General features: G+C 70.7%; 20 protein-coding genes, 1 other RNA gene and 2 pseudogenes. 11 read left to right on the forward strand and 12 right to left on the reverse strand.

Features of this window, described 5'->3' with window-relative positions:
* Nucleotides 1-15 precede the first annotated feature (15 nt).
* A pseudogene (locus tag E1286_RS34830) lies at nucleotides 16-189 on the reverse strand (helix-turn-helix domain-containing protein); the annotation flags it as partial.
* Nucleotides 190-230: 41 nt separating this feature from the next.
* Nucleotides 231-404 (reverse strand): hypothetical protein, encoded by a 174-nt coding sequence (locus tag E1286_RS48310; protein WP_165970046.1) that lies wholly within the window; start codon nucleotides 402-404, stop codon nucleotides 231-233.
* Between the two features lie 13 nt (nucleotides 405-417).
* Here E1286_RS48310 and E1286_RS48315 point away from each other — a divergent pair, with 13 nt between their 5' ends.
* The 4 genes from E1286_RS48315 (at nucleotide 418) to E1286_RS34845 (ending at nucleotide 4427) form a co-directional block, all read left to right on the forward strand.
* Nucleotides 418-585: a hypothetical protein gene (locus tag E1286_RS48315; protein WP_165970047.1), complete on the forward strand. Its 168-nt coding sequence runs from the start codon at nucleotides 418-420 to the stop codon at nucleotides 583-585.
* A 109-nt stretch (nucleotides 586-694) separates the two neighbouring features.
* Nucleotides 695-1438, forward strand: coding sequence for a hypothetical protein (locus tag E1286_RS34835; RefSeq protein ID WP_132619420.1), 744 nt, complete (start codon nucleotides 695-697; stop codon nucleotides 1436-1438).
* A 242-nt stretch (nucleotides 1439-1680) separates the two neighbouring features.
* Nucleotides 1681-3099: an FAD-dependent oxidoreductase gene (locus E1286_RS34840; protein ID WP_132619422.1), complete on the forward strand. Its 1419-nt coding sequence runs from the start codon at nucleotides 1681-1683 to the stop codon at nucleotides 3097-3099.
* Entirely contained in the window at nucleotides 3096-4427 is a 1332-nt protein-coding gene (locus E1286_RS34845) for an MFS transporter (protein ID WP_132619424.1), read from the forward strand. The genes E1286_RS34840 and E1286_RS34845 overlap by 4 nt, the downstream gene beginning before the upstream one ends.
* Here the strand turns inward: E1286_RS34845 and E1286_RS34850 are convergent.
* A complete protein-coding gene (locus tag E1286_RS34850) occupies nucleotides 4393-5376 on the reverse strand; it encodes a sugar-binding transcriptional regulator (protein ID WP_132619426.1) in 984 nt (327 codons plus the stop codon). The genes E1286_RS34845 and E1286_RS34850 overlap by 35 nt on opposite strands.
* A gap of 209 nt (nucleotides 5377-5585) precedes the next feature.
* On the reverse strand, nucleotides 5586-7019 hold the full coding sequence (locus E1286_RS34855) for an Nramp family divalent metal transporter (protein WP_132619428.1): 1434 nt from the start codon (nucleotides 7017-7019) through the stop codon (nucleotides 5586-5588).
* A 275-nt stretch (nucleotides 7020-7294) separates the two neighbouring features.
* On the opposite strand from E1286_RS34855, the gene E1286_RS34860 reads away from it, so the two are divergent.
* Entirely contained in the window at nucleotides 7295-7792 is a 498-nt protein-coding gene (locus E1286_RS34860; RefSeq protein WP_165970048.1) for an SSI family serine proteinase inhibitor, read from the forward strand.
* Here E1286_RS34860 and E1286_RS34865 read toward each other — a convergent pair.
* Nucleotides 7789-8874, reverse strand: a complete 1086-nt coding sequence (locus E1286_RS34865; RefSeq protein WP_246075455.1) for a M20 family metallopeptidase — start codon at nucleotides 8872-8874, stop codon at nucleotides 7789-7791. The two genes, E1286_RS34860 and E1286_RS34865, sit on opposite strands and share 4 nt — an antisense overlap.
* A complete protein-coding gene (locus E1286_RS34870; protein WP_132619432.1) occupies nucleotides 8871-9899 on the reverse strand; it encodes a dipeptidase in 1029 nt (342 codons plus the stop codon). The genes E1286_RS34865 and E1286_RS34870 overlap by 4 nt, the downstream gene beginning before the upstream one ends.
* Nucleotides 9900-10023: 124 nt before the next feature.
* Between E1286_RS34870 and E1286_RS34875 the strand changes: the two genes are divergently transcribed.
* The 5 genes from E1286_RS34875 (at nucleotide 10024) to E1286_RS34895 (ending at nucleotide 14455) form a co-directional block, all read left to right on the forward strand.
* Nucleotides 10024-10824, forward strand: coding sequence for a Nif3-like dinuclear metal center hexameric protein (locus tag E1286_RS34875; protein ID WP_132619434.1), 801 nt, complete (start codon nucleotides 10024-10026; stop codon nucleotides 10822-10824).
* Nucleotides 10825-10826: 2 nt separating this feature from the next.
* On the forward strand, nucleotides 10827-11567 hold the full coding sequence (locus tag E1286_RS34880) for a zinc ribbon domain-containing protein (RefSeq protein WP_132619436.1): 741 nt from the start codon (nucleotides 10827-10829) through the stop codon (nucleotides 11565-11567).
* Nucleotides 11564-12820 (forward strand): bifunctional RNase H/acid phosphatase, encoded by a 1257-nt coding sequence (locus E1286_RS34885; RefSeq protein ID WP_132619438.1) that lies wholly within the window; start codon nucleotides 11564-11566, stop codon nucleotides 12818-12820. The genes E1286_RS34880 and E1286_RS34885 overlap by 4 nt, the downstream gene beginning before the upstream one ends.
* Before the next feature lie 112 nt (nucleotides 12821-12932).
* Nucleotides 12933-13321: RNase P RNA component class A (rnpB, locus tag E1286_RS34890), an RNA gene on the forward strand.
* 348 nt (nucleotides 13322-13669) lie between these two features.
* Complete coding sequence (locus E1286_RS34895) at nucleotides 13670-14455, forward strand: DUF6928 family protein (RefSeq protein ID WP_223190708.1); 786 nt, start codon at nucleotides 13670-13672, stop codon at nucleotides 14453-14455.
* An 81-nt stretch (nucleotides 14456-14536) separates the two neighbouring features.
* On the opposite strand, the gene E1286_RS34900 is transcribed toward E1286_RS34895, so the two are convergent.
* Nucleotides 14537-15268 (reverse strand): LysR family substrate-binding domain-containing protein, encoded by a 732-nt coding sequence (locus E1286_RS34900; RefSeq protein WP_246075456.1) that lies wholly within the window; start codon nucleotides 15266-15268, stop codon nucleotides 14537-14539.
* Nucleotides 15269-15322: 54 nt separating this feature from the next.
* Here E1286_RS34900 and E1286_RS34905 point away from each other — a divergent pair, with 54 nt between their 5' ends.
* Nucleotides 15323-15694, forward strand: a complete 372-nt coding sequence (locus E1286_RS34905) for a DUF5997 family protein (RefSeq protein WP_132619440.1) — start codon at nucleotides 15323-15325, stop codon at nucleotides 15692-15694.
* A 77-nt stretch (nucleotides 15695-15771) separates the two neighbouring features.
* Here E1286_RS34905 and E1286_RS34910 read toward each other — a convergent pair whose 3' ends face one another.
* The 5 genes and pseudogenes from E1286_RS34910 to E1286_RS48320 all read right to left on the reverse strand — a co-directional run.
* Nucleotides 15772-16605, reverse strand: coding sequence for a sensor histidine kinase (locus tag E1286_RS34910; RefSeq protein WP_165970049.1), 834 nt, complete (start codon nucleotides 16603-16605; stop codon nucleotides 15772-15774).
* 204 nt (nucleotides 16606-16809) lie between these two features.
* Nucleotides 16810-18027: an MFS transporter gene (locus tag E1286_RS34915; protein ID WP_132619444.1), complete on the reverse strand. Its 1218-nt coding sequence runs from the start codon at nucleotides 18025-18027 to the stop codon at nucleotides 16810-16812.
* Nucleotides 18028-18072: 45 nt separating this feature from the next.
* Nucleotides 18073-18543, reverse strand: coding sequence for an RrF2 family transcriptional regulator (locus E1286_RS34920; protein WP_132619446.1), 471 nt, complete (start codon nucleotides 18541-18543; stop codon nucleotides 18073-18075).
* 72 nt (nucleotides 18544-18615) lie between these two features.
* Nucleotides 18616-20844, reverse strand: coding sequence for a SulP family inorganic anion transporter (locus E1286_RS34925; protein WP_246075457.1), 2229 nt, complete (start codon nucleotides 20842-20844; stop codon nucleotides 18616-18618).
* Nucleotides 20845-20949: 105 nt separating this feature from the next.
* Nucleotides 20950-21346: pseudogene (locus tag E1286_RS48320) on the reverse strand (hypothetical protein); the annotation flags it as partial.

Below are 21346 nucleotides of genomic sequence, written 5' to 3' on the forward strand. Positions count from 1 at the left end.
CGGCTACCCCGTGCACGCCACCCCCGGCGTGGCGTGCACGGGGTAGCCGAGCGAGCGCAGGCGCTCCACGTCGTTACGGATTGTCCTGGTCGAGACCCGGAGCCGGGCCGCCAGCTCGGGTCCCGACCAGTCGCGGTGCGCCTGCAGCAGCGACAGCAGCTTGAGCAGACGGGCGGAGGTGTCCAGCATGGGCCCAGTGTGGCCGCAAACGCGGCAAGGTTCGTTCCGCGTCAACCACTCTCGACGAGGACGCTCGGCGGGGCGGCTCGATCTCCGAGTGGTGAACTGCCGACCGGCAGACAACTCACCCCTCGGGCGTCCTCGGCGACGCGGGTGGGGCGAACGACCGGGTAGCGGTCGTTGTCGAGCGGGTCGAGAGCCGTCAGCACCACGGCGGCGGTCATCACCGGCCGGCCCTTGCTGGTCAGCAGCGGCGACCTCGACCTCTACACCGGGTCTGCCGCCGAGCGAATCGTCGATGTCGCCTTCCTGCGCGGTGCCGGCCAGGACCAGTGGACTCTTACCACGCCCTCGTTCGCGGTGTCGGCGAGGACCACGGCGGACAGGGTCCGCAGGTCTTCCTGACGTCGCACACCCACGCCTCCAGAGCGCGCCGCAGCCGTGTGTGGTCGCTCGCGCTGATGTTGCCTCCTGGTGGCCGCGCCGTGATCCTGCTGCGGCATGATCGCTGGCCATGAAGAGGACAATCAGTGCTTTATCGGTGCTTGCCGCCGCTCTCCTGATATCTGCGCCACCCGCCCAGGCGGCCGCCCCGGATCCCGTACGGTCGCTCAAGGCCAAGCTGGTCTCCGGGCACGGCGTGCACTTCACCGAGGTGTCCAACTGGTCCGACGGCGTCTACACGTTGCAGGCCGACACCGGCGAAGGCGTGCTGCAGTTCGGCAAGAAGGGGGTCGCCGGCTACGACCTCAGGGGCTCCACATGGGACGACGAGAAGTACCGCATCATCTCCGCCGGCGACACCACGTACTACTCCGGCGCCATCTACGAGCTGCCGAAGGGCAAGACCTGGTACGCGTCCGAGGGTGGCGGCGCGCTGCCCACCATCTACGGGCAGATCCTCAACCCGGCCGAGCTCGCGACGCTTTCCGCGCTGGTGAAGAACGGCACGAAGGCCGGCAACAAGATCACCGGTAAGATCACTTTCTCCGACCTGGCCAAGGTCTCGCCGTGGTTCTCCGGCACGGTTCTCACCGACTGGGCCGACGACACGGAGATCTCCTACACGCTGACGCTGAACTCGGCCGGCCTGGTCGCCAAGTTGTCGACCTCATACCGGGCCAAGGACGTCACGGACGATTTCTCCGATTTCGAGGGCGGCATCATCTCCGTCGACACCCGCTACTCCGGATGGGGCGGCAAGGTGTCCGTCAAGGCTCCGAACCCCAAGACCGTGACGGACCAGCTCGCCGAATGAGTTCCGCAGGAACCGAGGCGTAGACGTCCCTGAGGCGGCGGCCGGTCGGCCGCCGCCGACCACAGAAGACGCCGACACCGGCTCGTTCTCCGGCCACAGATCGCCCGGTCTGTGGCCGGGTGCAAGGGGCATATCGCCTGCTGAACGTGCACCGTGCACGTTCGTGCACAACCGTTGACCATCCGTTCACGGGCACGTCACAGTGGCGCGACAACCCCCAAGCACTGCACCAAGGAGTACCTGTGAGTACCCTCCGCTATGCGCGCGACATCCCGATCAGCGATGCCACCGACGTCCTCGTCGTAGGTGGCGGGCCCGCGGGTCTGGCGGCTGCGATCGCGGCCGCCCGAGCCGGAGCATCCGTACGGATCATCGAGCGGTTCGGCTTCCTCGGCGGGAACCTGACCGCCGGGCTGGTCGGACCCTGCATGACGTCATTCTCCCTCGACGGCCGCACGCAGCTCGTCCGTGGCATCTTCGACGAGTTCGTCCGCAGGATGGAGGCCGCCGGCGGAGCGGTCCACCCCTCGCGTACCAAGGCGGGCAGCCAGTACTCCGGGTTCATGGTCTTCGGGCATGAAGCCGTCACGCCGTTCGACCCGGAGGCCGCCAAGCAGGTCGCGATGGAGATGTGCCTGGAGGCCGGCGTCGAGCTGCTGCTGCACAGCTTCGTCGCCGACACCGCGGTGGCGGACGGGCGGGTCACCGGCGTCGTCGTCGCGAACAAGAGCGGGCTGGCGCTGGTGCCCGCCACCGTCACCGTGGACTGCTCGGGCGACGGCGATGTGGCTGCACGCGGGGGCGCCGCCTACGAGTACGGCCGGTCGGCCGACGGCGAAGTGCAGCCGATGACGGTGTTCTTCCGGGTGTCGAACGTCGACGACGTCAAGGTGCAGGCCTACCAGGACGCGCATCCTGACGAGCTGTTCCCCTACCAGGGGATCGTCGAGCAAGCCCGGCGGGAGGGCAGGTTCCCGATACCGCGCCGTGGCGTCCAGCTGTTCAAGACGCTGGAGCCGGGCGTCTGGCGGATCAACACGACCAGGGTGCTCGGCATGAACGGCACCGACGCCGGCGACCTGACCCGCGCCGAGGTGCTCGGCCGGCGGCAGGTGAGCCAGCTGATGACGTTCTTCCACGAGAACCTGCCCGGCCTCGAGGAGGCCAAGCTGCTCGACACCGCCGCGACCGTCGGCGTGCGCGAGAGCCGGCGTATCGTCGGCGAGTACGTCCTGACCTTGGAGGACCTCATCGACGGCAGGCACTTCGACGACGTCATCGCCGTGGCAGGCTACCCCGTCGACATCCACAGCCCGGTCAGCGGCGACGGCCCGTTCGAGGACGGCATACCGCCGACTGCGAACATCTACGAGATCCCCTTCCGCAGCCTGCTCCCCGCCGAGCTCGACGGCGTCCTCGTGGCCGGTCGGTGCATCTCCGCCACCCACGAGGCGCTGGCCGCGGTGCGGGTGATGCCGCCCTCGTTCGCGATGGGCGAGGCCGCCGGGGTCGGCGCGGCAATGGCGGTCGCCGCCGGCACCGCGCCGCGGCAGGTCGACGTTCACGCGCTGCAGCGGCGGCTGGTCGACGGTGGCGCCTATCTCGGCCCGCACGCCGAGCGGCTCCCCGTTGCGAGCGGACGGACGGGAGACGACCGATGATCCGCCGCGTGGTCTCCGCGAGCACCATCGGGACCGCGCTGGAGTGGTACGACTTCATGTTGTACGGCACCGCGGCCGCGCTGGTGTTCAACAAGGTGTTCTTCCCGGCGGGCGACCCGCTCGCAGCGACGCTGGCGTCGCTGGGCACGTTCGCGGTCGGGTTCTTCGCCCGCCCCATCGGCGGGCTGCTGTTCGGCCATCTCGGCGACCGGTACGGGCGGCGGTTCGTGCTCGTCGTGACGTTGACGGTGATGGCTCTCTCCTCGACGGCGATCGGCCTGATCCCCGACTACCGGTCGATCGGCGTCGCCGCGCCCGTGATCCTGGTGCTGTTGCGGGTGACGCAGGGCCTCGGCGCCGGCGCCGAGTACGCGGGCGGCGCGCTGATGGCCGCCGAGCACGCTCCCCCTGGCCGGCGCGGGTTGTTCGCCGCCATCCCGCCCACGGGCAACGCGCTCGGCGTCATCCTCGCCACCCTGGTGTTCACCCCGTTCACGTGGCTGCCCCAGGACGCGTTCCTGAGCTGGGGCTGGCGCGTGCCCTTCCTCGTCAGCATCCTGATCCTGCCCATCGGGCTCTACATCAGGTCCCGGGTCGACGAGACGCCGGCGTTCACCGAGACCGTCAAGGCCGGCAACCGGAGCAACGCGCCCGTCCTCGAGGTCCTGCGGGAGGCGCCGGGTTCGCTGCTGAAGGGCTTCCTGCTCAGCGTCGGGCCGAACGTCGCAACGTACATCCCGAGTGTCTACGCGCTTTCCTACGTGACCGACAACGTCGGCCTGGCGGCGGCCGTCGCCACCGGTGGCCTGCTCGTGGCCAACACGATCAAGCTTGTCACGCTCCCGCTGTCGGGCGCGCTGTCAGATCGCTTCGGCCGCAAGCCGGTGTTCGTCGCCGGGGCCGTGCTGTGCGCCGTCGCCGCGTTCCCGTTCTTCTGGTTGCTCGACACCGGGAACGTGATCCTGGTCTGGCTCGCCATGGTCGTCGTCCTGACGTTCGCGAACGACCTGATGCTGGGCTCGCAGGCGTCCATGCTGCCGGAGCAGTTCCCGACCAGAGTGCGTTTCACCGGAGTGGCCGCCAGCCGGGAGCTGGCCGCCGCGGTGGCGGGCGGCACCCTGCCGTTCATCGCGGCGTTCCTGACCGCGCGCACGCAGGGCACCTGGGCGATCTCCGCGCTGATGGTGGTCATGTGCGCCATCGCGATCGCCGGCGCGCTGGGGGTGAGGGACGGCCGCAGCGTTCCCTTCACCGACAGCGGCGAGGGTGCGGACGACGGCACGGCGCCCGCGCTCAGGCATACCGCTCCAGCAGACCGTGGGCTGTGATCTCGTCGACCACGAGCTCTGTGACGTAGCCGCCCACGAGCGCCGCGTGCAGAGCGTCGATCTTGTGATCACCCGACACCGCGCAGATCCGGTGCTTCACGTGCCGGATCTGGTCGAGGTCGGGTCCACTCGTCCTGGCGTTGAACCTGATGCCCTCGTGTGATCCGTCCAGTCGGTAGAACGACGTGGCGATGTCGCCCACGGCGCCGTCTTCGGCGAGCGAGGCGAAGTCGTCCTCGTCGAGGAAGTACCCGCTCAGGTAGGGGCTGCTGGGCATCCCGTCGGCCACGGTGCCCAGGCTGAACAGCACCGCGTCGCAGCTGTGCTGCAGCTCGACGACCCGGCGTACGCTCCGCTCGCGCAGCAGCATCTCCTTGGTCTGCGGCGAGTCGAAGAACAGCGGCACCGGGAACTGCTGGACGTAGGCGCCGAACGCCGCCCCGAACGCGCTCAGCATGGCGCCCGCGTAGTGTACGCCGGTCGTGCGGGCGTTGCCGAGCCCGTTCAGCTGCACGATCTGGCAGTTCGCGGTCTCCTTGGGCACCAGGCACCGGCTGATCGCGTTCACCATCGTGCCCCACGACAAGCCGATGATCATGTCGGAGTCGAACACTGACGTGAGCAGCCGCGCGGTGTACACGGCACAACGCTCCAGCCGTTCCACCGTCGACGCCGTGGTGGGCACGGGAACCACATGCGTCTGCACGCCGTACCGGCCGGCGAGATCCGCCTCACTCCGTGTCGACCGCGTGCGGGGCGGCATCACGCGGATCTCGACCAGGCCGGCGTCGCGCGCGTAGGCGAGCAGCCGGGACACGGTCGAGCGTGAGGCGCCGAGCTCCCTGGCGATCGTGTCCATCGTGATGCCGTGCAGGTAGTACTTCCTCGCTGCCCAAAGGGCGTCCTCCACCCTGTGGTCGACGGCCGGGCGCTCACCTTCGACGGACATACGGCCTTCCTACAGCGGGGGCCGGGCGATCAGCAAGCCATCACACCGCGTGAGAGGGTTCTCGGCCGTCGCCGGGTGGTCTACCTCGCGTACGAAGGTGGCGGCGGGCCTGCCCACCGCCACCGTCCAGCGAATCCCAGCCTCAGTCGGGTCGATCCCGGCCGAGGCGCAGGCCACGGAGCTCGGCCCACGTCCTGGCACCGCCGGAATCAACCTCCGAACAGCTGCTGAGCCTGCTGGATGACGACCAGGATGGTGAGCGTGCCGAAGAACCCGACCGACCAGATCAGCGCGCCCAGCCGGTAGGAGCGGACCTTGAGCGCCTCAGGCAGCGCCCGCCGGTTCAGGACGATCAGCAGGATCGAGTAGACGAACATCATCACGGCCGCGAAGCACGCCGAGAAGACCAGCAGGATGAGCGGCTGGTCGAAGCCCAGCAGCAGGATCACCGTGCCGACCAGCGCCAGCCCCCAGACGATGAGGAAGTAGACGCGGTTGACGGTGATCGGCTTGTCGCGCAGGTAGACCGTCTTGATCGTGTCGGAGGCCAGCCGCGAGGTGTAGTCGACGATGCCCATCGCCGAGGCGAACAGGGCCAGCGCCCCGATCACCCAGAACAGCACCCCGAACCAGGTGCCGACGACGTCCATCAGCACCCGCCCCTCGACCTCCAGGAACGCGATGCTGTTCTCCAGGCCCGGCCGGCCGAACACGGTGGAGTAGGCCAGCATCGACATGAGGACGATCGTCACGAACGCCACCACGGCGAACGTCGACGCCTGCTCGATGTTGGCGAAGCGCCACCACCGCTTCCAGCGGGCCAGGTTCGCCTCGGTCGGCGGGAACTGGTAGCCGGTCGAGGAGGCCGCCTCCTCCTGGCCGGTCACCGGGCTGACCAGGCGGGGCACGTACAGGCCCATGCCGAAGCCCTTGTCGCGGATCCAGTTGCTCTGGCACAGGTTCTGGCCGCCGCCGGCGCCCGCGTACGCGATGGCGCCCATCAGCACGGCGAAGTCGAGCGGCGGGACGGGGAACGTGGCGTCCACGGTCAGGCCCCGGCCCAGGCCGATCCAGCTCTCGGCGGTGATCGCGATGGCGATCGCCACCACGATCAGCGTGCCCACGAGCGCGATCTTCAGGAAGATCACGCGTTCGAGCGCGGTGTAGATGACCGGTGCGAGGGTGAGACCGAGCGCGATCACGATCAGCATGCCGATCGCGATCCACCGTACGGATCCCTGACCTGTCCCGGTCAGGTAGGTCACCATGGTCGCCGACGTGGTCACCCACCCCGGCCAGAGGTTCGAACAGAGTGTCATCAGCACGAAGACCAGGCCCCAGTGCTTCCACATTCTGCTGAACCCGGTCAGGGCGGTCTCGCCGGTGGCGAGGGTGTAGCGCTCGATCTCCATGTTGAGGAACCACTGGGTGATGATGCCGATCGCGGCACCCCAGATGAAGACGAGGCCGACTTGCGAGGCGATGTACGGCCAGAGGATGAACTCGCCCGAGGCCAGGCCCACCCCGGCGCCGACCAGGCCGGGGCCGATGAAGCGCCAGGTCGATCGGGGAGGTTCGGGCAGGTCGCGGATCTCGACGGGGGGTAGGACGCGCGCAGGAACGGTGGGGGTGAACTCCGCCATGCGGATCTCCTTGCTTGCTTGCCTGCAGCCACATTACAGAGATCAGAAACCCGTGTGGAATAGCCGGTTAACAAGCTCCGGGTAATCAACGCTTTTCGCTGCGCAAGCGACATTCCAGCAAGCCCGCCACTCCGGGGACCAGGGCTGATGACGATGTGTAACCGTTCGATCACGATGAACGCGCCACGCGACGCATCGCCATGGACACGTCACGGACTGTAGCCATGATGGGTCCGCCGTCCCACCCCGGGACGGTCGTTGACCAGGGAGGTCTCATGACGCACCTTCTGTCCGCCGGACGCAGGCTCGCCGCGCTCGGACTGTGCGCGGCCGCGGTTGTCGCCGCCCCTTTCACCGCGCGGCCGGCCGACGCCGCAAGGTCGGGGGCGGAGCTCTACATCACCGTCACGCCCCGCGGCGCCGTCACGCCCTCGGGGCACCTGACCCACGACTGGCGCGCGCAGTGGACGCGCCTGCCCCGCACCTGGGGCTCTCACCTCACGCGGCTGCCCCGCTACAGCGGCGTGCAGTCGCTGCGCCTGACGTGCGACCCGGACGGGGGTTACCACCCCCGCCCGTCCGAGGCCTGCGACGAGCTCCGCGCGGTCCACGGCCACGTCCGGGCTCTGAACGTCGACCCCGGCCCCTGTATGCGCATCTACCGCCCGGTGACGGTCGAGGTGCGGGGCCGCTGGTACGGCAGACACTCCTACTACAAGCAGGAGTTCTCCAACTGGTGCGAGATGGAGCGCAGGCTCGGCCCGCTGGTCTAGCGGACCGCCTCGATCAGCGCACGCAGGAGGGCGGTGCGCCGGAGCATGTCGGCCACGATCACGTGCTCGTGGTCGGCATGCGCCCCACCGCCCACCGCGCCCAGCCCGTCGAGCGTCGGGCAGCCGGCGCCGGCGGTGAAGTTCCCGTCGGAGGCGCCGCCCACCGACGCCGACGGCAGCGTCCCGAGCCCGAGCTCCGCCGCCAGCTTCTGGGCCAGCCCGTAGAGCGACTCCGACATGGCGGCCTCCAGCGGCGGCCGGTTCGGGCCGCCGAGCACCTCCAGGCGCGTGCCCGGCACGACCGGCCGCAGCTCCCGGATCGCCGCGTCCACCCGTTCCTGCTCGGCCACCTCCGCGGCCCGTACGTCCACGCCCACCGAGGCGGCGGCGGGCACGGTGTTGAGCGACGTGCCGCCGGACACCACCGTCGGCGTGACGGTCGTCGCGCCCGAGCCGAGCGCCGCTATGGCGAGGATCTGGTGGGCCAGCTCGACGCCCGCGTTCGCGCCCTTCTCCGGTTCCAGCCCGGCGTGCGCGGCCCTGCCGTGCACGTTGAGCGTGTAGAGCGAGGTGCCCTTGCGGACCGTCTTCAGCGCCCCGCCGTCCGCACTGGCCTCCATGACGAACGCCGCCGCCATCCCGCGCGCGCTGTCCTGGATGAGCGGCGCCGAGGTGAGTGAGCCGACCTCCTCGTCACCGGTCACCAGCAGCGTGATCCCGTCGAGCGAGCCGAGCCCGGCCAGCGCGTGGAACGTCTGCACCAGCCCCGCCTTCATGTCGAAGACGCCCGGCCCGCGCGCGATCCCGTCGGTCACCGACCACGGAAGGGTGGCGAGCGTGCCGATCGGCCAGACGGTGTCATGGTGGCCGAGCAGCAGCACCTTCGGCGTGCCGAACGTCCAGCGCAGGTGGGTGACGCCGTCGATCACCAGGAACTCCGGCGCCGTGCCCAGGTGACGGGCGCCCATCGCCGCCACCACCTGCGCGCTGCGCGCCACGGCCGCGAGGTCGCTGGAGAACGACTCGCAGACGACGAGCTCCTCCAGGTCCTCCAGCATGCGGGCGGTCTGTACGTCGCTCACGCGAGCGTCTCCCCGAAGAACCGGTGCACGTTGCCCCCGATGACCTGCATGACGTCCTTGTCCGGCCACCCGCGCCCGAGCAGGCCCTCGGTCACCATGGGCAGTCCGGCCGGGCCCTCCAGCCCGGGGATGCTCGCCTTGGTGTCGACGCCCCTCGGCTGCAGGTCCTCGCAGCACGGCGGCGTCAGATCGTCCATCACCTCGCGGATGAAGTCGGGCCCGAGCCCCACGTGGTCGATGCCGGCCACGGACACGATGTGCTCGATGTGGTCGAGCAGCCGGTCGAGCGTCATGTCCGCGGGCTCCTCGGCGAGGAACGGCGCGAAGAAGTTGACGCAGATCACGCCGCCGGTCGCGGCCACGCCGCGCAGCTGGTCGTCGGTGAGGTTGCGGTGGTGGTCGCGCAGCGCGCGGGCGGAGGAGTGCGTCGCGATGAGGGGCCTGCTCGTCAGCTCCAGCACGTGGGCGACGCCGGAGGCGCCCAGGTGGGAGACGTCGAAGACGACGCCGAGGCGCTCCATCTCCCGCAGCGCGGCGACGCCGTGCGAGGTGAGGCCGCTTCCCGTGGCGTCCTCGCCGCTGCCGTCGGCCAGCGGCGTCCGGCCGAAGTGGGCGATCGACGCCACCCGCACGCCGAGGCGGTGCACGGTGGAGATCAGCTCGACGCTCTCGTCGAGGCCCGGCATGCTCTCCATGGCCAGCACCAGCGCGATCTTGCCGTCGTCGAGCGCCCGGTCGATCGCGGCGGCGTCGAGGCACAGGCTGACGTGGTCGGGGCTGCCCTCGGCCAGCACGTGGGCGCACTCGATCATCCGCAGCGTCTGCCGCAGGGCGCCCTCGGGGCGGTACTGGTCGTCGATGAAGACGGGCAGCACCTGGAGGTTCACGCCGCCGTCGAGGAGCTGGGGCAGCCACCGCTCGCGGAAGAACGAGGCCCACATCTCCGGCGGCCGGGCGGAGACGGCCATGAGCAGGTCATTGTGGGTGTCGGCCACGACGGCGCGCTGGTGCAGGGTGAGCGTCATAGCTGGACGTTACCGCCCCGGACCCGCCCAGCGTCAGCCCGGTATTTCCTGACTTGCCCCAACACCCTGCCCGCTCCCGCCGTGCGGGTCCGGCGCGGCCCGGTAGTCTGCCCAGGTGGCTGCTGTGACGTTGACAGACGTGATCGAGGTGCTCGAGGCGGCCTATCCGCCGTCCCGGGCCGAGTCGTGGGACGCCGTGGGCCTGGTCGCCGGCGATCCGGGCCTGCGGGTGCGGCGGGTGCTGTTCGCGGTCGACCCGGTCGCCGTCGTGGCAGCCGAGGCCCTGGAGTGGGGCGCCGACCTGATCGTCACCCACCACCCCCTCTATCTGCGCGGCACCACCAGTGTGGCCGCGACCACGCCCAAGGGCCGCCTGGTCCACACCCTGATCAAGAACGACATCGCCCTCTACACCGCCCACACCAACGCCGACGTCGCCAACCCCGGCGTCTCCGACGCCCTGGCCAGGGCCGTCGGCCTGGTGGGCGACCTGGTGCCGCTCCAGCCGTTCCCCGACGACCCGTGGCGCGGCCTCGGCCGCATCGGCGAGCTGCCGGAGAAGACGACGCTGGGCGAGTTCGCCGCGCAGGCCGCCAACGGGCTGCCGCGCACCCCCGGGGGCGTCCGCGTCGCGGGCGACCTGTCGCGCCCGGTCAGCCGGGTGGCGGTCAGCGGCGGCGCGGGCGACTCCCTGCTGGCCACGGCCGCCGCGGCCGGCGTCGACGTGTTCCTCACGGCAGACCTGCGCCACCATCCCGCCAGCGAGTTCGTGGAGTCGGGCGGTCCCGCGCTCGTCGACGCCGCCCACTGGGCGACCGAGTGGCCCTGGCTGGACAGCGCGGCGTCCATCCTGCGCGAGAGTGGCGTTACCGTTGAAACGCGTGTCTCCGCCGCGGTCACCGATGCTTGGACAAGAGGATATTGATCATGAAAGCAGCTCCTGAGGCGCAGAAGCGACTGCTTGACCTGGCAGGGCTCGACTCCCAGCTCGACCGGCTGGCCCACCGCCGCCGCACCCTGCCGGAGCTGGCCGAGATCGACGAGCGATCGAAGCAGTACGCCCGGCTCGCCACCCAGGTGATCGAGGCCGAGACGGAGGCGGGTGACCTCGCGCGTGAGCAGGCCAAGGCCGAGCATGACGTCGAGGCCGTACGCACCCGCGCCGACCGCGACCAGAAACGGCTCGACTCCGGGGCCGTGACCTCGCCGCGCGACCTGGCGAGCCTGCAGTCCGAGATCGCCTCCCTGCACAGACGCCAGGGCGACCTGGAAGAGGTCGTCCTGGAGATCATGGAACGCCGGGAGGCCGCCGACACCAAGGTCACCGACCTGGTGGCGCAGCGCGACGAGGTCCGCGCCGCGCTCGCCGCCGCCGAGGACCGCCGCGACGCCGCCCTGCAGGAGATCGACAAGGAGGCGGGCGAGGTCCGCGGCCGCCGCACCGCCGCCGCCGCTGAGCTCCCCGCCGACCTGCTCGGCCTCTACGACAAGCTCAGAGACCAGTACGGCGTCGGCGCCGCGATGCTGCACGGTGGCCGCTGCCAGGGCTGCAAGGTCGCGCTGTCCATCGCCGAGATGAACCGCATCAAGGCCGCCCCCCACGACGAGGTGCTCCGCTGCGACGAGTGCCGCCGCATCCTCGTACGCACCGCAGAGTCGGGCCTGTGACCTCCTACGTCATCGAGGCCGACGGCGGCTCGCGCGGCAACCCGGGGCCGGCCGGCTACGGCGCCGTCGTGCGAGACGCCGCCGGGCAGGTGCTGGCGGAGGCCGCCGAGGCGATCGGCGTCGCCACCAACAACGTCGCCGAATACCGCGGCCTCATCGCCGGCCTGCGGGCCGTGCTGGAGCTGGCCGGCGACGGGGCGGCGGTGGCCGTACGGATGGACTCCAAGCTCGTCATCGAGCAGATGGCGGGCCGCTGGAAGGTCAAGCACGAGGGCCTGCGCCCGCTGGCGGCGGAGGCGGGCTCGCTGGTGCGGCGGCTGCGGGTGACGGAGTGGACCTGGATCCCCCGCGAACGCAACAAACACGCCGACCGCCTGGCCAACGAGGCCATGGACGCCGCCGCCCAGGGCCTCACCTGGAAAGCCGGCGGCGCCGCGCCCGCTCCCGAGGCTCCCGGCGGCACGCCACCGTCCGGTGGCGCGGCCGGGGGACTGCGCGGTGGCAGGCAGACCGACCTGCTCGACGCGGGCGCCATCGCCGAGCTGTCCGCCCCCACCGCCTCGATCGCCTCCGCCCAGCAGCGCACCGCCACGGGCACGGGCCCCCGCACCGGCACGGGCTGGGCCCCGCCCACGCGGGTGGCCACGTCCCTGCTCCTGTTGCGCCACGGCGAGACCGAGCTGTCACTCGAACGCCGCTTCTCCGGCCGCGGCGAGGCCGAGCTCACCGCGAACGGCCTGGCCCAGGCGTCGGCGGCGGCCGAACGGCTGTCGCGGGAGCCGTACCGGCTGGACGTGATCGTCACCTCCCCGCTCAAGCGGGCCCGGCAGACCGCGGAGGCGGTCGCCGCGCGCACGGGCCTCGACGTCGAGGTCGAGGACGACCTCAAGGAGACCGACTTCGGTGACTGGGAGGGTCACACGTTCACCGAGGTGCAGCGCCGCTGGCCCGCCGAGCTCACCGCCTGGCTCGCCGACCCCGACGTGGCCCCGCCGGGCGGCGAGAGCTTCGCCCAGGCCGCGCTCCGCGTCGACGCGGCGGGGGAGCGGCTGGTGGAGCGGTACGCGGGCAAGACGGTGCTGGCGGTCTCCCATGTCACCCCGATCAAGCTGCTGCTGCGCAACGCCCTGCTCGCGCCCCTGCAGTCGCTGTACCGGATGCACCTCGACCTGGCGTGCCTGTCGCTGATCGAGTACTACGCCGACGGCCCCGCCGTGGTGAAGTCGTTCAACGACACCTCACACCTGCGCTGAGACGGCGAGGCCGTGCCGGGTGCCTTGGCGGTCCCGGCACCACCGCCTCTTCCAGTAGGACGATCTTGTGACCGGGTTGGGAACGGCTTGGCATTTGATACTCTGCCTCAGACGAGTCGGCCGGGCGACCGCGTCGGGCCTGCGGGCCCGCCGAGGAAGGTCCGGGCTCCACAGGGCAGGGTGGTCGGTAACACCGACCCGGGGTGACCCGCGGGACAGTGCCACAGAAAGCAGACCGCCTCCCGGTCCGCCGGGGGGTAAGGGTGAAAGGGTGGTGTAAGAGACCACCAGCGCCCACGGTGACGTGGGCGGCTAGGTAAACCCCACCCGGAGCAAGGTCAAGAAGGGACGCTCCACGGAGCGTCCCGCGCGCGACGTCTGAGGGCTGCCCGCCCGAGTCGCGCGGGTAGACCGCTCGAGGCCGCCGGCAACGACGGCCCTAGATGGATGGTCGCCCCTTCACACGAAGGACAGAACCCGGCCTACAGGCCGACTCGTCACCCCCTCAACCCCTTGACCTGCACCGCAACCCTTCTCAAGATCCGCCAGGGCACTTTCCGGGCACATTCAGCGCCAGCTCGAACGCCTTGTCGAGCGCATCACGAGTGCGGCCGGTCGCCTCCGGAACCAGGTGGCCGTACAGGTCCACGGTGGTGATGTGCCGCAGTCATCGGGCACAGCACCGCATCGGGACCGAGCCCGAACCGCTCCGCCGGCTGGTGGTGGCTGTCGCTACGAAGTCGGGCATAGGTACGTCTCGCAACGACACGGAAGTTTTCGGCGGCTCCGGCTGCGGTCGCCGATCTGCGGTGATCAGGCCTTCGCGGGCGGCGGGTACGATGCAGGCCCTTGCTGAAGGTTCTGGAGGGCGGGATGGGCGCGAAGACAGCATTGTTGGCATTCGCCGAGGGCGACATCCGACTCGCGTTGTCGGGTGCGGCGCGCTCGGAGGGCTCCGATGCCGAGGCACTGGTCCGTCAGGTTCACCCAGGTCATGCGGTCGTGCCTGCCGAGGACGGCACCTTGTGGGACTGCGTCTACCCGCCGGACGACGTCACGTACGCCACCGCACTGGCCGGCGCCGAGCTGTTCTGCGATCGCAGGCTCGTGCTCGAACGTCCGTCTGAGTTGCCTGAGCATCTACTCAAGGCCGGTGCGGGCAGGCGGATCATCATGCATGGAATGCACTCGGTGGTGGACTGGCTTGCCTTCGCCGTCTGGGAGGACGGGGTGCTGGTACGCTCGCTCAGCCTGTCGCCCGATAGCGGTATCCAGGAGAACATCGGCGAGCCGTACGACTTCGAGCTGCCGTACTGGGCGGGCGAGCATCCTGTCGAGCCCGTGCCGGGCTGGCCGGACCAGAATCCCTACCCGCTGCCGTTCCATCCCCTTGAGCTGGGTGAGGATGCGTTGCACGCCTTGTTTGGCTTCGTGATAGAAGGCGCTCCCGATTCCGGCGACATCGATACAACCGGTGTTCACATGCGGGGGTTCCGGGTGACCGACCCGTCGGGCAGGGAACAGGCCGAACGAGAAGCCATGTACGCCGAGGTGCGGCGGACCATGGGGCCGCCGCGGATATTCCGGATGGGACCGGACGGGACGATGCAAGAAGTCAGTTTCGACGGTCTCTGACCATCCGTGCCTGGCGAGCGCCGCAAGGAACCCCGGCCTACAGGCCGGCTCGTCACACCATCGAACGAGAGCGGCCTGAGGTCACCGAGGCCGGGGGCCCTTCCTTTTGCGGCCGGCCGGCACGGCCCGGCGACGAGAGCCGGTCTGTGCGGGTTTTTGTGCCTGCCGCTGTGCCGGTTTTTTCTCCGCAGGGGAGGCGGGGGCACGGCCCCGCGAGCTGTTCACCGTCCGGCCGCGGACGATGCCGATGAAATCCTCCACCAGCTCGGTGGTCGCGTCCGTGGGCCAGGTCAGCGCGACCTGGGACTGCGGCGCGTCCAGCACCGGCCGGTAGGTGAGATCCCTGCGGTGGTGGAGCCGCGCCAGCGACTGCGGAACCAGGAGCAGCCCGGTGCCGGCCGCTACCAGCTCGACCGCGTGCGCCGTCGTGGCCGGGCGGCTGAACGCGGGCAGCCCAGGCCGGGCCGTCCACTCGATGGTGTCGTCCAGAGGATGGAACACCTCGTCGTCGGCCAGGTCGGCGAGGGCCACCTCCTCGACGGCGGCCACCGCGTGGTCCTTGGGCACCACGACCACCGTGGTCTCCACGTAGAGGGGGATCACGCTGAGCCCGTCCCGGTCGATCGGCAGTCTGGCGAACGCGGCGTCGGCGCCGCCGTCCCGCAGGAGCCCCACCACTTCGGCGGCGGGAACCGTGACCAGGGAGACCGGTATGTCGGGCATCCTCTCGGTCCAGACGTTGACCCATTTCGCGGGTGTCACCCCGGGCACGTACGCCAGCCGGAACACCCTGCCGGTCTCTCCATCAGTCACTTCCTCAGGGTACCGATGTCACGGGAACTCGTTCCGACTGACTACTCTTGCGCCATGACCTCGTCCAAACCGAAGAGCGTCCAGACGATGAAGCCCGAGACCGCGGCCAAGAAGCTGGGCGTCCTCTTCTCGGCCACTCCCGCCGAGTTCCAAGCGGGTGTCGTCTCCAGGGACGAGCTGAACGAGTTGCAGTCGAAGCCACCCGCCTGGCTCACTGACCTGCGCCGCAACGGCCCGCACCCCAAGCAGGTCATCGCCGCGAAGCTCGGGGTGTCCATCTCCGGCCTGATCAGAGGCGGGATCACCGGACCGCTCACCACCGCCGAGATCGAAGCGCTGAAGGCGGACACCCCAGAGTGGCTGGAGCGTGAGCGGTCCATCCAGGCCGAAACCCGCAAAGAGGCAGTCCGCCTCAAGCAACGCTAGACAGCCGGGTTCCCCCGAGGTCTCCGCGTCCGCAGATCGAACAGGCCGGCTCTCCGATCCCTTTGAGGCCTCAGACCTCAGGTCTCGGGTCCCAAGGCGGCCGCGAGTGGCAGCTGAACGGTGAAGCAAGCGCCGCCGCTGGGGGCGGTTTCGACCCATACGCTCCCGCGGTGGGCTCTGACGATCTCCCAGGTGATGGCCAGGCCGAGGCCGGTGCTGGTACTGCCGGGCTCGGGGAGGGTTGTGAGCCGGTACAGCCGGTCGAAGACGCGTTTCCGGTCTTTTTCCGGTACGCCGGGGCCGTCATCGCAGACCGACAGTCGGGCCATGCGGCCGCTGCGGTCGACGCGGATTTGCACCTGCTGTCTGGCGTAGCGCTGGGCGTTGTCCAGCAGGTTGGTCACGATCTCGCCGATCTGCGTGGGCATGGCCTTGACCAGCACACCGGGAGCGCAGATCACCTCGACCGGGATGGGGTCGGCCCGGGCAGCGACTTCCCGCCTGACCAGCTCGCACAGGTCGATCCGTGCCCACTCGATCTCGGTGGCGCGGCTGCGAGCGATCAACAGCAGGTCGGTGGCCAGTGCCTCCACCCGGTCCACCCCGCGCAGCACCCTTGCGAACACGGTGGAGTAGTCGACCTGGTCAGGATCGGAAAGCGCCTCTTCGACCGTGACGCGTATCCCGGCCAGTGGGGAGCGGATCTCGTGGGCGATGGTGGAGGCGAACCGCCGCTCACGGTCCAGCATGTCGAGGCTCACGTTGATGTTCCCGACCAGCTGCGCTATCTCTGCCAGATCACGCTGCTGGACGATCTGGCCGTACTCGTCGCTGATGTTGATCTTGGCGAGGTCGCCGGAGATACTGCCGACCCGCTGCAGCTCCCGGACCGTTATCCGGCCGGCTGTCATGGCGGCCACCAACCTCGCCCGGTCCCGCAGCCGCCTCCAAAGACCGGTGCCCCATGAGCCCGTCCGGTCCAGCCTCCGACGCAGTGTCGACATATCCACCGACTGTCCTGAAAAAGCCCTGCTAATCAGGCCGGCTGCGGCGCTGTACGGCAACCCGCACAGCTAGGCGACAACGGCCCGGTTTCGCGCGGTTGCGGCCTACCGTCAGCGGTGGCGTCGGGTGAGCATGAGGTATGCGAGGCTGAGTACGGCCAGGCCGGCGCAGGCCGTCAGGGCCATGGGTACGCCGACCGGCAGGAGCGCTCCGCCGAGCGCGGTGCCCAGGGCGATGCCGAGATAGAGAGCCGACGCGTTGAGGCCGACGACCACGGCCGTCTCCTGGGGAGCGGCCGAGATCAGCCGCACCTGCTGGGCGGGGGTCTGGAACCAGGTGGCGGCCCCCCAGGCCACCATCAGCAGGCCGGCCAGCGGCAGCCGGCGGACGTCCGTGCCCGACGCCCAGGCGGCCGCCGCGAGCGTCACCCCGAGCGACACATACCCGACCGCCAGGACGCGGACGGGTCCGTGCCGGTCGACCGCGGCGCCGGCCAGCAGGTTGCCGCCGACCGCGCCCACGCCGTACAGGAACAGCATCCACATCTCCGCAGGCCCTTCGGCGCCGAGCGCGTGCAGGATGGGGATGGCGTAGGCGTACAGCCCGTAACTGGCGGCCAGGCCGAGCACGGTCAGTGGCAACACCGCCACCACGCCCGGATGGCGCAGGGCGTCGAGCCGGCGGCGCAAGGGGATCCGCGGGCTGCCGGGAAGGACCGGCATGACGGCGAACACGCCTGTCGCGCAGAGCGCGCACAACACCGCGACCAGGCCGAGCGCGGCGCGCCAGTCAAGGAGCCTGTCGGCGAGGTTGCCCAGTGGCACCCCCAGCGCCGTCGCGACGGTCAGGCCGCCGACCACCACCGCGAGCGCGCGCCCGCGTTGCGCGGGCGCCACCAGCGAGGCGGCCACGGCGCCGGCGGCGGGAGTGAAGGCGGCCGCGCCCAGCGCGGCCACGACGCGGGTGGCCATCAGCACCGGGTAGTCCGGCGCCAGCGCCGAGCCCGCGTTGGCCAGGGCGAGCACCAGCAGGGCGCCCACCAGCAGCGCCCGGCGCGGCAGCCGAGCGGTGACCGTGGCCATGACCGGCGAGAACACCGCGTAGGCGATCGCGAAGACGGTCGCGGACTGACCGGCCGCCGCTTCGGACACCCGCAGCGAGCCCGCCATGGCCGGCAGGAAACCGGCCACCACGTACGCGTCGGTGCCGGCCGCGAACGTGCCGAGCGCCAGGACGAGCGTCGACCCGAGCCCGCGCGCCTCGGAGGCGGCGGGCACCCCCGGCGGACCGCCGCCCGCCTCGTTCGCCTTGACCGGGACATCAGACATCCCCTTTTTGCTCCTTGTTCGACCCCGCACGTGGGCCGTCGTGGGTCAGCCGCGCATGCGGGCGTAGTTCCGGCGGGTGCGTTCGGCCGATGCCGGGGCCTCGGCCATCAGATCGGCGATGGTCTGCCGGGCGAGCTCTCGCCGCCACGCCATCTCGGCACGGCGCATCGCGGCGGCGATCCCGCACGGCCCGGAGAACCGGGCACCCTCGGCCCCCGAGCCACGCTGCCGGATCTCCTCGCAGCGGAAAAGCTCGGCGGCCCCCTCCAGGGCGGCCACGACGTCCATCAGCGTGATCCGCTCCGGCGGCCGCGCCAGGGCGAAGCCGCCCCGCACGCCGGGCGTGGAGGTCAGGATCCCGGCCCTGGTCAGCGCCTGCAGGCGCTTCTTCAGGTACTCCTGTGGCAGGTCGAACCAGGCGGCGAGCCTGCCGATCGGCACCGGACCCTCATCCCGGAGCCAGCCGAGCGTGACGCAGCAGTGCAGCCCCCACTCGACCCCTTCACCCAGACGCATAAAGGGGATAGTAGACATCCCCTTTAGCTCGCGCAAGGCGGGTTCGCCGCGGGAGCGGCGAACCCGGGCGCCTCAGTCGGTCATCAGCCGTTGATCCTCCCTGCCCGCCGGGACCATCGGCCGCAGCGGCGGCACCATGTGCACCCTGGCCGAGCCGATGTCGAAGAACAGCCCGACCAGCTCCAGCTTCCCGGCCCTGACCTGCTCCTCGACCTTCCGGTACGTCAGCAGGTTCTCCAGCTGCTGCTGCACGTTCACCCGGCACAGCACGTCGAGTGCCCCGCTGTGCAGCCGGTCGCCCTCGGTCTCGATGAACCTGGCCAGGCTGTGGTCGCCGTGCCGCAGCCACTTGCGCAGCCCCGGCAGGCTGCCCGCCTGCACGCCGCCGCTCAGCACCCCGGCCATCGCGCCGCACCCGGAATGGCCGCACACCGTGATCGTGTGCACGCCCAGCACCTGCGTCGCGTACTCGATCGCCGCCACCACCGAGTCGTCGTGCGGCTCAGAGCCCCTGCGCGGCACCAGGTTGCCGATGTTGCGCACGGTGAACAGGTCACCCGGGCCGCTCGACGTGATCAGGCTCGGCATGATCCGGGAGTCGGCGCACGTGATGAACAGGTGCGACGGCTGCTGCTTCCTGGCCAGGGCCGTGAAGATGGGCTTCACCAGCGGCGCCGTACGGCTGTGGTACTCCCGCGCGCCCGCCGTGAGCAGGCACTCCGCCTGCCCCGCGGCCGAGGCGCCGTCGGAGCCTGCCTCCACGGGCGCGGGATGCGGCTCCTCGTGGCGGCGCCGGTGCGCCCACGGCAGCCACCAGCGGTCCGGCGCCTTCGGCGGCGACTTCACCGGCGACGTACGCGCCCCGCTGGCCGCCAGCGCGTACCACTCGTCGTGCAGCTCGTCGATGCGCACGGTGCCGCCCATGCGCTCGTGGTCGAGCCGCCAGGAGTGGATGGCGTCGAAGGCGCCGTTGTCCATGAAGTCGATGTTCAGGTCGAGGTCGACGTCGGCGCCCGCCGGGATCGTGCGCAGCTCGTGCGTCAGCCTGGGCACGCCCAGGAACGTCAGCGACCCCGAGATCGTCACGTGCAGCGGCCCGTCGCGGTCCTCGCGCTTCAGCACCGTCACCTGGGTCAGGCGGCGCAGCGCCAGCAACGCGGCCAGCGCCAGGCCCGCCAGCACGCCCTCGGCCAGCCCGAGCAGGATCACACCGGCCATGGTCATCGCGTACACCGGCACCTCGCCGTGCCCGTGCACCTTCTTGACGTGGCCCAGGTTGACCATCTGCACGCCGATGAACACCAGCAGGGCCGCCAGCGCCTCCAGCGGAATCAGCTTGATCAGCCAGCCGAACCCCAGCGCGAACACCAGCACCCAGAACCCGTGCAGGATCGCCGACATGCGCGTACGCGCCCCGGCCTTCACGTTCGCGGTGCTGCGCACGATCACCCCGGCCACCGGCAGTCCGCCGAGCGCGCCCGTCGCCATGTTGGCCACGCCCTGGCCGGTCAGCTCCTGGTCGAGGTCGGCGCGGCGCCCGCCGTGCATGCCGTCGACGGCCACGCAGCACAGCAGCGACTCGCAGCCGGCCAGCAGCGCCACCAGCAGCACCGACGAGACGATCATGTGCCAGTCGCCCGCCGGCCAGACCGGGAACGCCCACTCACCGACGCTCTCCGACAGGTCGACACGGGTGACGTCCCAGCCGAACGCCCAGGCCGTCACCGCCGCCACGAACAGCGCCGCCAGCGGGGCCGGGACCGCCCTGACCCGCTGCGGCAGCCGCGTCCACAGCGCCAGGACCACGATCGTGAGCACGCCGACGGCGACCTTGTGCCCGTGCATGTCGGCGATCTGCCCGGGGAGCTCGATGAGGTTGGCGATGGCGGAGTGCTGCGAACTTCCGCCCAGCACGATGTGCAACTGGGAGAGTGCGATGATCACGCCGACGGCCGCCAGCATGCCGTGGATGACGGCCGGCGACACCGCGAGCGCGGCCCTGGCCGCCTTGAACACACCCAGCAGGAGCTGGACGGCTCCGGCCAGCAGGGTGATCATGCAGGTGGCCCGCCACCCGTACGTGTGGACGAGGTCCACCACTACCAGGGAGAGTCCGGCCGCGGGCCCGCTCACCTGCACTGCGGACCCGCCCAGGGCGCCTGCTACGATGCCGCCCACCACGGCGGCGATGAGTCCGGCCACCAGCGGCGCTCCCGAGGCCATCGCGATGCCCAGGGAGAGGGGCACCGCGACGAGGAAGACCACGAGCGAGGCTGGCACGTCGTGCCGGAGGGTGCTCATCCAGCTACTCTGCGTGTCGCGGAACATGGAGCAAACCCTATTGCTCCGCCGTCCCTTGTTTGAGGGGACGTCACACAGGTTTTGCGGATTAATAGGCGCTAAAGATCATCTGTAGTAGTCGTGCGGATGGTCCTGCTCCGGGGTGCGCCGGCGACCGCGGCGCTCGGTGCCCTGGGTCTCCGGCTGAGGCACGTAGCCGGGCTGGACGCCCGGGGCCGCTGCGCCCGGCGCGGGCGGTGGCGCGGGCCAGGCCGCGGGGCTGCTGATGTCGCCCGTCTCGTACGCGCCCGCCGTGAACGGCGACTGCGTCGGCGTCGGGGCCGACAGCACGTCGTCGTACGCCGAGACCGCCCGGTTCGGCGCGGTCGGGGTGCCGGCGGCGGGAGTGGGCCCGGTGAGCGGCTCGGAGTCGTCGGCCACCGCCCATCCGGCGCGCACCTCGTACGAGGGGCGCGAGGTGGGCTGCTCGAACGCCGGCCAGGATCCCGGCGAGGCGTAAGGG

Origin of the sequence: Nonomuraea terrae, from assembly GCF_004348995.1 — a bacterium.
Classification (GTDB): domain Bacteria; phylum Actinomycetota; class Actinomycetes; order Streptosporangiales; family Streptosporangiaceae; genus Nonomuraea; species Nonomuraea terrae.